Annotated in this window: 12 protein-coding genes and 1 pseudogene; 7 read left to right on the top strand and 6 right to left on the bottom strand. The window is 48.1% G+C overall.

Features of this window, described 5'->3' with window-relative positions; translation table 11 throughout:
• Window positions 1–14 precede the first annotated feature (14 nt).
• The 3 genes from BZG79_RS05880 to BZG79_RS05870 all read left to right on the top strand — a co-directional run bounded on the left by BZG79_RS05880 (window position 15) and on the right by BZG79_RS05870 (window position 2,499).
• Complete coding sequence (locus BZG79_RS05880) at window positions 15–1,766, top strand: methyl-accepting chemotaxis protein (RefSeq protein WP_077773946.1); 1,752 nt, start codon at window positions 15–17, stop codon at window positions 1,764–1,766.
• A 158-nt stretch (window positions 1,767–1,924) separates the two neighbouring features.
• Window positions 1,925–2,158, top strand: a complete 234-nt coding sequence (locus tag BZG79_RS05875; RefSeq protein ID WP_021022767.1) for a DUF3955 domain-containing protein — start codon at window positions 1,925–1,927, stop codon at window positions 2,156–2,158.
• Window positions 2,159–2,196: 38 nt separating this feature from the next.
• Window positions 2,197–2,499, top strand: coding sequence for a YrhK family protein (locus BZG79_RS05870; protein ID WP_077461280.1), 303 nt, complete (start codon window positions 2,197–2,199; stop codon window positions 2,497–2,499).
• Between the two features lie 79 nt (window positions 2,500–2,578).
• Here the strand turns inward: BZG79_RS05870 and BZG79_RS05865 are convergent, their stop codons facing one another.
• Genes BZG79_RS05865 through BZG79_RS05855 form a run of 3 tightly spaced genes read right to left on the bottom strand, consistent with a single transcriptional unit; the run spans window position 2,579 to window position 4,676 of the window.
• Window positions 2,579–2,899 carry an AzlD domain-containing protein gene (locus BZG79_RS05865; protein ID WP_077576527.1) on the bottom strand — a complete coding sequence of 107 codons (321 nt, stop codon included), beginning with the start codon at window positions 2,897–2,899 and terminating at the stop codon, window positions 2,579–2,581.
• Window positions 2,896–3,618, bottom strand: coding sequence for an AzlC family ABC transporter permease (locus tag BZG79_RS05860; RefSeq protein WP_077773945.1), 723 nt, complete (start codon window positions 3,616–3,618; stop codon window positions 2,896–2,898). The genes BZG79_RS05865 and BZG79_RS05860 overlap by 4 nt, the downstream gene beginning before the upstream one ends.
• A gap of 32 nt (window positions 3,619–3,650) precedes the next feature.
• A complete protein-coding gene (locus BZG79_RS05855; protein ID WP_077773944.1) occupies window positions 3,651–4,676 on the bottom strand; it encodes a Preprotein translocase subunit SecY in 1,026 nt (341 codons plus the stop codon).
• A 259-nt stretch (window positions 4,677–4,935) separates the two neighbouring features.
• Here BZG79_RS05855 and BZG79_RS05850 point away from each other — a divergent pair, with 259 nt between their 5' ends.
• The 3 genes from BZG79_RS05850 (at window position 4,936) to BZG79_RS05840 (ending at window position 7,621) form a co-directional block, all read left to right on the top strand.
• The gene (locus BZG79_RS05850) at window positions 4,936–5,277 is read left to right on the top strand and encodes a TraR/DksA C4-type zinc finger protein (protein ID WP_077461283.1); all 342 of its coding nucleotides are present in this window, start codon (window positions 4,936–4,938) and stop codon (window positions 5,275–5,277) included.
• A 70-nt stretch (window positions 5,278–5,347) separates the two neighbouring features.
• Window positions 5,348–6,553: an MFS transporter gene (locus BZG79_RS05845; protein WP_077773943.1), complete on the top strand. Its 1,206-nt coding sequence runs from the start codon at window positions 5,348–5,350 to the stop codon at window positions 6,551–6,553.
• 216 nt (window positions 6,554–6,769) lie between these two features.
• Entirely contained in the window at window positions 6,770–7,621 is an 852-nt protein-coding gene (locus BZG79_RS05840) for a universal stress protein (protein ID WP_077773942.1), read from the top strand.
• A gap of 87 nt (window positions 7,622–7,708) precedes the next feature.
• Here BZG79_RS05840 and BZG79_RS05835 read toward each other — a convergent pair whose 3' ends face one another.
• From BZG79_RS05835 to BZG79_RS05825, 3 genes and pseudogenes are all read right to left on the bottom strand, one after another.
• Window positions 7,709–8,257, bottom strand: coding sequence for a hypothetical protein (locus BZG79_RS05835; RefSeq protein ID WP_021022772.1), 549 nt, complete (start codon window positions 8,255–8,257; stop codon window positions 7,709–7,711).
• A 134-nt stretch (window positions 8,258–8,391) separates the two neighbouring features.
• A pseudogene (locus BZG79_RS05830) lies at window positions 8,392–8,754 on the bottom strand (response regulator); the annotation flags it as partial.
• Window positions 8,751–10,706: an ATP-binding protein gene (locus BZG79_RS05825; protein ID WP_077773940.1), complete on the bottom strand. Its 1,956-nt coding sequence runs from the start codon at window positions 10,704–10,706 to the stop codon at window positions 8,751–8,753. The pseudogene BZG79_RS05830 and the gene BZG79_RS05825, both read right to left, overlap by 4 nt.
• Window positions 10,707–10,961: 255 nt before the next feature.
• Between BZG79_RS05825 and BZG79_RS05820 the strand changes: the two genes are divergently transcribed.
• Window positions 10,962–12,239 (top strand): DUF945 family protein (locus tag BZG79_RS05820; RefSeq protein ID WP_077773939.1); only part of this gene is annotated, 1,278 nt, incomplete at its 3' end.

The following is a 12,239-nucleotide window of genomic DNA, read 5'->3' as shown; positions in this document are numbered from 1 at the left end:
CTAACAAGGCAGTTATGTTTAAAAAACTTTCCCTCAAGCACAAGCTGGCGGTCTCTGCCGGGCTTGCCATTATTATCGGTGGCTTTCTGGTCGAGGCGCTTTCTTTTAGAGCCTCTTTGTCGCGACTCGATACAGAAGTGGCGCAACGACTAGAGAGTACAACAGCGTCGTATAATCAGTATGTGTCGGATTGGGTGGCATCCAAAGAGCGAGCCATGACATCACTGACCCGCGAAGCGGATCCAGACAACATGGTTACTCACCTCAAACAGGTTCGCGATTCGGGCGGATTTGATAATGTCTTTCTCGCGTATCCGGACGGTAGCCAAGATAATGCCAATGGGGTGGTGTTGCCGCCTGGTAATGACGACCCTAGAAAATGGGGCTGGTACACCAATGCCAAGGCTTCGCCGTCTAATGTGTTTWTGGATAATCCAACGGTAGCTGCAGCAACGGGGGCGAATGTTGTCTCATTGGGTAAAGCATTGCAGTTTAATGGGCAAACCTTGGTGTTGGGCGCAGATGTAGAGATTGGCGATATCATCGAGGGCTTGGAGAAAGTTATTTTGCCTGGCAGTGGTTATATGTTTATTGCCAACCAGGATGGCAATATCTTTACTCATGCGAACACCGATCTGCTTAATCAATCCATCAGTGAACTAGGGTTATCGTTTAATACGATAAAATCGGCGATGAATGTGTGGGGACAAATTGCGGTCACTATTGCGGTTGTTATTGCATGTACGCTGTTATTTAACTTACTGGTTAATATACTGTTTAGGCCGTTAACCAATGTTTCCAACGCGTTGGAACAAATTGCTCATGGTAGCGGTGATCTTACGCAACGGATTGAGGTAGAAAGCGACGATGAAGTGGGGCAGTTGGCAAAAAACTTCAACACTTTCGTTGGCAGTATGCATCAGCTCATCAGCCATATTCGTGAACAAGCGCAGCAGTTGACCTCGCAATCAGATAGCAGTACGGAACGCGCTCACCGTAACGTAGATGATATTAATCAACAGCAACAAGAAGTCACTATGGTGGCCACGGCGGTTACTGAACTGGCCTCCGCCACGCAAGAGATTGCTTCTCACGCTGAGCACACGGCCAGCACAGCGCAAGCGTCGACGGAAAGTACCGATAACGGGCGTGCGGTGGTTGAAAATACCAAAATATCGATCACACGCTTATCGGATGAACTCAAGCAGGCGAGCACCATCGTTGCCGAGTTGGACAAACACTCGCAAGAGATTTCAACCGTATTATCGACCATTCAAGGTATTGCCGAGCAAACCAATCTGTTGGCGTTGAATGCGGCGATCGAGGCGGCACGTGCGGGTGAACAAGGTCGCGGTTTTGCGGTGGTAGCCGACGAAGTTCGTATCTTATCGCAACGTACACACGCGTCCACAGAAGAAATTAAATCAACGATCGAGACCTTGCAAACCACGACTGCTAGCGCTGTATCGACCATGGAAAGCAGTTCATCCTTGGCGGGCGACTCGGTTGCTGATGTTGATAAAGCTACTGCGGCGCTGAGTGAAATTGATGCGGCTGTAAATCAGATAAGTGATATGGCGACGCAAATTGCCACGGCAGCGGAAGAGCAGACTCATGTCACGAGTGAAATCACACAGAATATTACCTCAATCAAGGATGTGTCTGAGCACTTAGTACACAGCGCTAACGATACCTCACAAGAGGCGGATAATCTGCGTCATCAAGCCACGAAACTGAACGACAAAGTCTCGACCTACAAGCTGTAGGTTTGATGATTTATTGGTGTTAAGCTAATCACGTAGGCCAGCGTTCACCTTGGTACCAACATGGTGAACGCTTTTTTTTGAAAAAAATGCAAAAAAACAGGGAACTTCTGAGACAGTAGTCAGTCACAAAGGGTACTGAAGCAATTAAAAAAGGTTTTATGTTAACCCTACTGCGACATTTTCGTACATCTTTTATCTTCTTTCTACTCGGCATCGGTTGCCTGCTCGCTTTCAACCTTTCCACACCACAAATAGCTGCAAACAGTTCGATACAAGAGCTATTCGCCTTCATTCCTCTTGCATGGTTGTTTTTAGGCATGAGTGCTGTCACCTTCTTCTTGAATATGGTGCAGACGATGCTGGGGATTAAACGCCAACACATTGACTGTTAATGCCATCGATTATTAATACCAAGGTCCAGAGGAAGCAAATGATACAGCGTAATGGCCGAGAGCTGGATATTGATATTGGTAATAAGCATTTTGCGATTCAGCGTCGTTATGAAGCCTTTGGTGCATTTAACGACCTGTTGATTGCGATCTGGTTTTTGATTGGAAGCTTCTTTTTTCTCAATGATGCATTGATAGAAAGCGGCACCTGGCTCTTTATCGTCGGGAGTGCGCAGCTTCTGCTTAAGCCGAGTATCAAATTAACAGGATTGGTGCACGTCTCACGCGTGCACCAACGTGTTCAAAAGCAAGGTGTTCAAAAGCAACATGTTCAAAATAACTGATGTTCATATGTGAATCACAGATATATTGAAGATGATAAAAAAGGCGGGTAAATGCTCCCGCCTTTTGTTTTTCTATGCGTTAGCCGAACACCTGTAGCTGAAGGGCAACAAAGAAGCCAATCGATATCCCGACGACTAATAACGTTGATAAACGGGTGCACGCTAAGCCAATGGCAACCACCGCTCCTAGCAAATAAGGGTTGGTAGTAGAGATAGCCAGTTTATCTTCGGGAAAGAATACAATCGGCACCCACAGCGCGGTCAATACCGCCGGTGCTGAGTAGGTAAGTAGCCGTTGCAATCGAGGACCGATGCGCACAGGTACACTGCGTGCAAGCAGAAGGTAGCGCACGGAGAAGGTGATCAACGCCATGGCGACGATCATTAACCAGTAGTTCATGATGTCATCCTCCTAGCGGGTAGCGATTCAGCCAGCAACCCCGACGCCATGCCAACTCCGGTTGCCATAATCAGCGCATGGGGGATCTGGTAATAGGTGAGTAGCAACATGCTTAAACCGCTCGCTAAGGCGCACAGTAAAACGGGCCGTGTTTTTATACTGGGTACCGTGAGCGCGATGAATGTTGCCGCAATGGCAAAGTCGAGCCCAATGGCCTCCAATGCTTTAAGTTGTGACCCCGCCAAAATGCCCGCTAAGGTGGCAAGATTCCAACCGATGTAAAACGCCGCGCCGGTATAAAGGGCATAATGTTTAGAAAACCTATCGTGCTTGCGAGTATGTGCGGTTGAAAGTGCATACATTTCGTCAGTCAATAAGAAGCCAAGGCCGAGGCGCCACTTGAGAGGCAAAGGAGTAATGTACTGACGAAAGTGTGCGCCATATAACAGGTGGCGTGCGCTGATCACCAAAGTAGAACCCAACACGGCGGGTAGGCCAGCCGCACTGCCGACCATCATGGTGCCGGACAACTGCACTGCACCCGCGAAAACGAGTAATGACATCGCCTGTGTTTGCAAGGCACTAAAGCCCATTTGCAGCCCTAATGAGCCACATAAAATTCCCCACGGGAGAACGGCGAGGCAAAGCGGACTAACATCGCCTAATGCGCGCCATAGCGATGCTTTGGGAGCATGCACCTCTTGTGCAGCGTTATGCATAGGTCACCTTCTTGTTGTGTTTTCCGTCTAGTCTAACCGACCCAATGATAATGATGGTTAGGTTTTTTGGCGACGAGCCCCTCTTTTTGCAATTGAGTAAAAAGCGCATCGACAGTGTCTTGGCTTAGCGCATACTCAGTGCTTACCGCTTTTTTACTACAGCGTATCGTTTTGGCAGCAAGTGCGGTTTTTATATCGGTATAAGGGAATCCAAGCGTCTCATCGTTAGGCGTTTCAGGCAAGGAGGTTGCTTGGTCTGAGGCCGTCTGGGTCTTGCGCGATGTTGCAGGTGCAGTCGCGTTTAAAGGGCCGCTGTGTGGGTGATGGTACCAGTGGCGAAAGCGTTGTTCCTCACCGATGACGCCAACAAAAAAAGCCGCGAATAAATCTAATAAGACGGAAAGAAATATCACCAGCCAAGATTGGGCCTGATCCGTGCTCACCCCTAAGGTATTGGCGAGATTACTGATGAGTCCTAAAACGGAGCCTTGAGCCACCGCCGGTAAACTGTCACGCGTTAATGCCAGTTGTTGTTGTTCTTTGCGCAACTGGGTGTTTTCCCGTTGTAGCCGTGCTACACCCGTCGCAATTCTATCTAGTTCAATATACCGTTCAGCGGCCTCGTTATTCAGTGCAATTTGCTGCTCAATTGCTTCAATTTGGCGGTCATAAGCCGCGACCTTGGCTTGGCCTTGTTGCTGCTCACTCTGTGCTGCATTCGTGGCACTGTTAATGCCGCCGATGCTACCGCCAATCGATATTAGAGCCAAAATGAGATAAAAACCGAGTGCCGAGGCGGCGCCAGTATAGTTACCGTGGGCACGACGTTCGCCAAACTCATACCAAGCATAAAACTTACCTGCTTCAAAAATGACAGCAAGCGCGCCAAACAACCACTGCATTAACGGGTTGTCATCAAGCGAGAGAAATAAAAGGAGCGAGAAAATCGTYGAGGCCACAATCGCGGCACTGGTAAAGCTGTAAACACTCACTATCGAAAAGCGGCCCTTTGGGAAACGATAGGTATCTCGAGGGAAAGGCCCGGCAACTGGATTCATGCTGTCTTTTTATCCTGACGAAATGAAGAAGTCGCAAAGCCTAGCGCAGATCGTGGCGTTTGTGTGTTAGTCAGGTGTGAAAATTCGAATGAACGCCTGATTCCTCACCAACCTGCGTTAAAAGGCATCGTCACTCAGTAAGGATCTGCCTATTCGTCACTATCACGGATTATCGAGCCGCACTATTTCCTCTCTATCGAGGAAAATGTCATAGTAAGCCTTTCATTAAGGCAAATGCTTATAGCTGAGGAATACAGGTATGGATCTTGATAATTTTCATGCTCAGTTGTCCGCGTTAGAAGCCGAGCTGTTGGCTGAGCTAGAGGTGGGTGAACAAAATGGGGCGGATAGTACGATCATATTAGATCAACAAAGTGTAGGCCGCTTGTCGCGAATGGATGCGATGCAGGGCCAACAGATGGCGATTGAACAAAAGCGGCGTCGAAAAGAACGCTTATTACAGGTTAGAGCAGCCATTAAGCGGATTGAAGACGAGGACTACGGATATTGTCTCGATTGTGACGAACCGATCAATCCGAAACGCCTCGAATTTGACCCTTGCGCACAACGTTGTGTGGTCTGTGAGGAGAAACAGGCATGAGTATTCGCGTCCTCAAGAAGAACGATTCGTTGAGCTACTTCCAAGTAATTTCAGCCATTAACGGGAATATATGTTAGCGCGATCCTATGCGATTCTAATAAAAAACCAATGGCCATTAATTGCCTTTGGTTTTTTTTCGATTTTCTTTGGCAATATTGGTCAGTCATTTTTTATTAGTTGGTATGGAAGCAGTATTAAAGACGCTCTGTTACTGAGTGATGCGACTTATGGTGGCATCTATGCGGTTGCGACTATGACCAGTAGTGTACTTGTAATTACCTTCGGTGGTGTCGTTGATCGTATTCGTGTCGATAAACTGTTGGTCTTTTTTTCGATATTACTTACGACAGCTTGTCTGTTGATGTATTCGGTAGACAGCATCATCGGGTTATTGATTGTCTTCTTTTTACTACGCTTTTGTGGTCAAGGTTTTTTACCTCATATTGCACAAGCAACCGTGATTAAGCGTGCTGAACAAGATAAAGGGAAAGCGATTAGCCTCGTCGGCAGCGGAGTTGCCCTCGGAGAAGTTGTTTTACCGTCTCTGCTAATTGCGCTTATCGCATTTTTAGGCTGGCGAGAAAGTTGGTTATTTATCGCTGCGGCTATCTTGATTATTTTTCTGCCTTTTATCTTATTTTTGGTAAAAAAAGCCGATCTTAAACAGCCTTACTCTGGCGCTAGTCATGCCAGTAACGCGAGTGATGCAAGCCGTAGGCATGTGATCAAAGATTGGCGCTTTTGGATGATTATACCTCTGGCGCTAATCACGCCTTTTCTTGTCACGGGGGTTTTTATTCAGCAAGATTTTATTTTAGACGCAAAGCATTGGGCCCCCAGTGTATTGGCGGGAAGTTTCGTATTCTATGGCGCTGTGCATTGGTTAAGTTCGGTTGTGTCTGGCAACCTCATTGATAAATATAGATCTAGAAATGTTCTCATCCTCATACCTATCCCGCTTATTCTTGGCTTGATAGTGATTGCTAACGTCCACCATCCGATTGCTGCACCTCTTTTTATGTGTTTGTTTGGCTTGGCGATTGGGGCAACCAACCCGGTTATTAATACGTTATGGGCCGAAATGTATGGTGTCTCTCATATTGGTGCCATTCGCTCACTGGTAACTGGCATGATGATTCTTTCGACGGCGCTGGCACCTTGGATCTTCGGCGTCATGATCGATATCGGTTGGACCCTTGATGAGGTTGCTTATGCGCTTATCGGACTTATCTTTTCTTTTTCGCTATTGTTCGTACCAGTATATCCACGTATTTGAATATTCAGTGACAGAAAAGGAGAGTAATGCCATGAATCAGTTAAACAAGTGCGAGTAAACACGGTGGCGGGATCAATTTTTTACCGGTTTACGCTTTACGAAACGCGAGTGTCTGTCACTATCAATGGCATAGTGGCAAATGTGATAAAGAGCTGATCGTTGTCAGCAAATGATTGAGTGAATGGGCAGCGATATTCAACAAAGAGGAGAGAAGGTTTGGAGCAACGGATCCTAGCATGCGTCGATGGCCCGCATTATTCAAAGCCAGTGGCAGCGTTGAGCATTTGGGCGGCAAGCCGTCTGTCTGTACCCTTAACACTACTCCATGTGCTGGATAAATCGTCTCGCCAGCCGGAGCCTGAACTATCCGGTAACTTAGCTGCAGGCAGTCGAGAGCAACTATTACAAGAATTGGTTGAGCTAGATGGTCAGCGCGCTAAGCTCGAAATGAAGCATGGGAAAGTGCTACTTTCTGAGCTGGCAGACGACGCCAAAGCGAAGGGGTTGAATGATGTTAGCACCTTGCAACGTCATGGCAACCTGGTTGAAACCTTGCTTGAGCTGGAAGCGAAAACGCGTGTCTTGGTGCTGGGAAAATCTGGTGAAGTGCATCAAAGTGATGCTAGAGCCATCGGTTCACAACTTGAAAGTGTCGTGCGTTCAATTAAGGCACACACGCTGATTGCTAATGGTGAGTTCTCGACACCTGACAGTTATTTGCTCGCATTTGACGGCAGTGACATCAGCGAAAAGCTGGTGGAGAAGGCGCTCGTCACCCCATTATTAGCGGGAATGACTTGTCACTTAGTGATGGTAGAAGATTCGCAAGAGAAATTGGCTGCTTTTAAACGGGCGGCTGAGCGATTGCAAGCGGCAGGCGTCAATGTTGTGCAAGCGCAACTCACGGGTGAAGTACACCGAGCAATCTTAGATTATCAAGCGTCAAATCAAGTGGATATGATTGTGATGGGGGCGTACGGGCATTCAAAACTACGTCAGTTCTTTGTCGGAAGTAACACCACCAAGCTGCTGATTGAATCGACGGTACCCATGTTATTGATTCGTTGAGGGCTGGGCAGAAGCGAGCCTTCGTCACTGACAGAAAAATAAAAACCCGCATCAAAGCGGGTTTTTTTGATCTTGGCTGTATCGCTATCAGTACTTAAAGCGTGTCGTAAACATAAACTGATCGCCATACCACTCGTTAACTCGGTATGCCGCGCCTAACGAGAACAGTTCGGTTGCGTGGAATCGACCGTAAGCAGAGCCAAACGTATCTTCTTCATCATCCACGGTGAGTAGACCGATTTCACCGCCCACTTCAACTTGTGGCCCCAACCATTGGCGAATACCAAGATTGATTTCTAAACCCACATCGCTGTTGAAGTTCTCTTTATTGACGCCGCGCGCAAGCAATTCACCGGTCAAGTCTGCCCAGTTATTGATCGGTGCATGAAAACCAATCCCTGCAGCGGTATCCCAATCCGAATCAAACTCGGTATCTGCTTCAACACGAATGTGCGCATTAGGGTGAATAGACATGCTAAATCCTGCACCATAGGTGAGGGGGCTAACACCGACACGTCCTTCCAAGTAATCGTAACTAAAATTACTCATGGTGGTGAGGTTGGCGTCTTCTTCATTGGCCACGGCGCTGAAAGAAGCCAACGCGACAATCGCGCTAGCTAAAAGAGATTTACGCATTATCAATTCCACTTGTTATTGGTGTTGAAATCATTCTATAAGACGATTGCGCGCTGAAACAAGCACATCCGCCCGTCATTTAGGCTTTTTTACGCATTTCTGACCCAATGCGCGGTTATGGCAATAACGCTCACTAAGGTGTCTTTCTGCCACGGTTTTGCGAGATAATAGTGCAAACTGGCATGATTCACCGCTGATACTGTATCTTCCAGCCCTGCTTGACCCGTGAGTAAGACCTTGCGTGCCGAAGCGGTTTGAGGCTGATTAGCCAGCTCAATGAGAAAATCGACGCCTAATTCATCTGGCATAATGTGATCACACAAGATAAGTGCCAGTTGTGTTCCTTCCGTGGCCATATCGCGAATCACATCGCGTGCCTCGGAAACGGACTCGGCGGCTTCGACCTCAAAGTGTTCGGTAAAACCTTGCAAATCGTCTATCACGCTATCGAGGACATCGCGTTCATCATCCACACATAAAATTAAATATTGGCTCATGTTTGTGGCTCCTTATTGGCAGAGGCGGGGAGTGCTATGGGCAAGGTGACTGTCATCGTGGTGCCGTTCCCGATTTGGGAGCGGACCTGAATATCGCCCCCTTGCTGATGAACAATGGTTTGACACATGGTCAGGCCAATACCCAAACCAAAATGCCCCTCGCGCTTGGTGGTGTAGTTTAACGCGAACATTTTTTCTTGCTGTTCTTGCGTCATTCCTATCCCCGTATCCGTCACCGATACTTGAATCATGCCAGATGCTTGGTCGTTAAGGGTTTTAACTGTCACGGTAAGTGTGCCCGGCTCTGGCATCGCATCCAGTGCGTTGGCAATAAGGTTGGTCCAAACCTGTGCCAAAGCTGATGGCTGAGTGATAATGTCAGGCACCCAGTCATAGTACTTTTCTAATTGGTGCGGTTTGAGTCGGTGTTCGAATAACGTCAGGGTGTCATCAATGCTTTCAATAATATGAGTACGCTGGCGCTGTTCGCTGTCTTGGCGCGCATAGGTGCGTAAGCTTTTGACTAGATCGGCGATCCGACCTGCACAGACATGATTAGAGCGTAATAGGCGACCACAACGGGCGTATTGCTTCCAAGTCGCCAATTCAGTGTCAAAATGTGATCCCAAACGTTGTTGCCAGTTGGTCACCGTATCTTGTTGATACAGGCCAATATTCACCAGGTCTCGTGCCGTGCGTTTATTCCCGGTCATTTCACTTAGCGTACGTGTATGTGCTCGCGCGGTGGCGGTTGATAGCGGGGTGCTGTCGCGGTTGTTTTGCAAAAGGGTAAGGGCTTGTTCGCGGCTGGCAGCATCAAGGGGCGTTTTTGCGACGTGCTCTAAAGCGTCGGCAAGTGCGTCGCTATTGCGTAAAATCGCGGAAACAGGGTTATTGAGCTCATGTGCGACACCGGCGACTAGCTGGCCCAGAAGCGCCATTTTTTCTTTTTCTAGCAACTGGCGATTGGCCTCATCCAGCGAAGCGAGTGTTTGCTGTAGCTGGATTTCGGTATCAATGCTGCGCTTTAAGCGTTGGTTAAAATGCAATAGTAGGTATTGAATAAACAGGGGTAACAGCTCTGAGCGGCTGGTCATTATTTTGCTAAATAGCGTATGGTCGATTTTGATCACCCGGGTGCGAGTGAGTGTGCGCCCAGTCGAGAAAGAGACCTCGCCAGTGACAAACGACATGCTACCAATCAAACTGCCGGCAGAGAGGGTAGAGACATGGTGCACTTGCCCTTTATCATCGGTTTTATAGAGCCCAACGTCGCCTTCGGCAATAAACCATAAAAAGGCGTTATCTTGGTTTTCTTTCGTGAGTACATGGTTGGCGCTGTAGGTTCGGCAGGCACGGCTTTCGTCATTGCCGTCAAAAAAGGCATAAAGGCCAGCAATCACTCGGTCGGCAATGTCTGCTTTATTGCTTTCGGCTGGCGCGAGCAATTGTGACTGAAATTGGTTAATCTCACGTTCGACTTGCGCATCCAGTAAGGTGCGATGATCTAGCACTTCGCTGTAACGCAATAAATCGTGTTGGCAATGCCGCAAGACATAGGTTGTGAGTTCTTTCTCTGCAACCCGCTGTAATTCATCTGCTCGCCACGGCTTGTGCATGCAATAATTTAACCGACCCTCATTGACTGCCTGCAAAATGACATCGTACTGCGGCGCTTCGCTGAGCAAAATAGTACGCGCCCCTTTACTGGCGGCATGGTTGTCAACGTTGACTAATAAATCAATGCCATCATTGTTCCCAGGCGCGTTATGACAAATCAATAACGCCACCTGTTGCTCGTTCGCTTTCAAATCATGTAACAACGCATAGGCATCGTCAGGGGTGTCAGTACTGCATAGATCAAAGACATCGCGAAACGGAGCGAGGTCGTGAGAGAGCTTTTCCACCGCGAGAGGGTCTTGGTCAATGCACAATATCACATAAGGGTTCATACACTCTGCCGATTTGTCGCGAATTCGCTTTGATTATAGGCATTTATTCGCTTCAATGATGCGAAATAGTCGACATTCATGAACATATCCTGCTAAACCTCGCAACCTTAATGCGCGCGACCATCGTGACCTATTCGGTGGATAGACACATGATGCTTGCTAACTTAAACCTGTATCCCAATCTATCAGTATATTATCGTCAGCGTCTATTTTTGGTTACACTAACGGTTTTCGTGTTCTTGGAGCAAAAAAGACATGTTTTTAGGAAAGTATGGCGCCATTGCCGGCGGCCTTGCGGTGGTTGCGTGTTGGCCATTTGCAACGGGCCAAATTGCACACTCAATGTATGAGCGTGAAGTGGATCAACGCACAACCGCAGATTTTACGCTCGAGGAACAGAGCTATGAGCGAGGCTACTTAAGCTCACAAGCGGTTACGCGTGTCCAGTTTAAAGGCGAGAGTAAAGTATTATTGGAGCAGTCAGGGTTACCGGTTGCCTACGAGATCACATCAGAGATATCTCACGGTGTATTGGGGGTCTCGTCGAGCAATACCTTGGTAATGACCCCAGAGCTACAACAAATTACTCAAAAGGTATGGCCAGGTAATCCGACACCGGTTCGCTTAGACCTTGATACGCTGCTGACCGGCGCCTCTGACTATCATCTGACGGTGGCGCCTTTCTCGCTTTCGGAGTCAAACAGTAATCTAACCGCAAGTGAGCTGAGTGTTAAAGGCGAGATTGACCGCAAAGGACGCGGTAAAGCAACCTTCTCACTGCCTGCTCTCGCCTTTAATGATGATAATGGCCAGCAGTTGAAAGTTGATACCATCACAGGGAGCGGCCAAGGTTATCTGCAAGAGGGATTATGGATTGGTAATCAGTCGCTCTCTATTGAGCAAGCGCAGCTAGATAACGGCAATGGTCAATCGGTCCAGCTTGCTCAGGTTGAGCTTGAAATTGGCAATGAGCTGGTTGAATCGGCGTCAGCGCGGTCGCTGAATAATACCAATCAACTCACCGTTGGTGAGATAACGTTGCCAGATCAAACCCGTTGGCGCAACTTGGTGGTAGCGTTAGATGCTAACCACCTTGATTATACGGCTATGTCTCAGATCGCATTGCTATCGTCACAGTGGCAAGAGGGCCCGGCGCCGGGAAGTGCGTCTGCGATGGAACAAGCCGTTGTGGATTTGTTGCAGTCGGGGTTATCGGTTAATTTGTCGCCGGCAAGCCTGACGCTTCCAGAAGGGGACGTTAGCGTTGATATGCGCCTTGAGCTAAGCGGTGGCGACGCCACGGGTGAGTTTGGCCTGAATCAGCTGGTGAGTCAGTTGTCTGGCAATCTGGATGTGGCGGTACCAAACGTGTTGCTTTCACGCTCGCCATGGCGAGAAAAAGTCAGTAACTTATCCAGTGCGGGGTTTGTCACGCAGTCGGAAAAAACAACCACGCTTATCGCCCGGATTGAAGGTAATCAAGTGGTTGGTTCGAGCGGCAATACGGTACCTTTAATGCAGTTTGTTATGTAC

Source organism: Salinivibrio sp. MA427, from assembly GCF_001996115.1.
In the GTDB taxonomy this organism is placed as follows: Bacteria; Pseudomonadota; Gammaproteobacteria; order Enterobacterales; family Vibrionaceae; genus Salinivibrio; species Salinivibrio costicola.
This window is presented reverse-complemented; position numbering and strand designations above follow the sequence as displayed.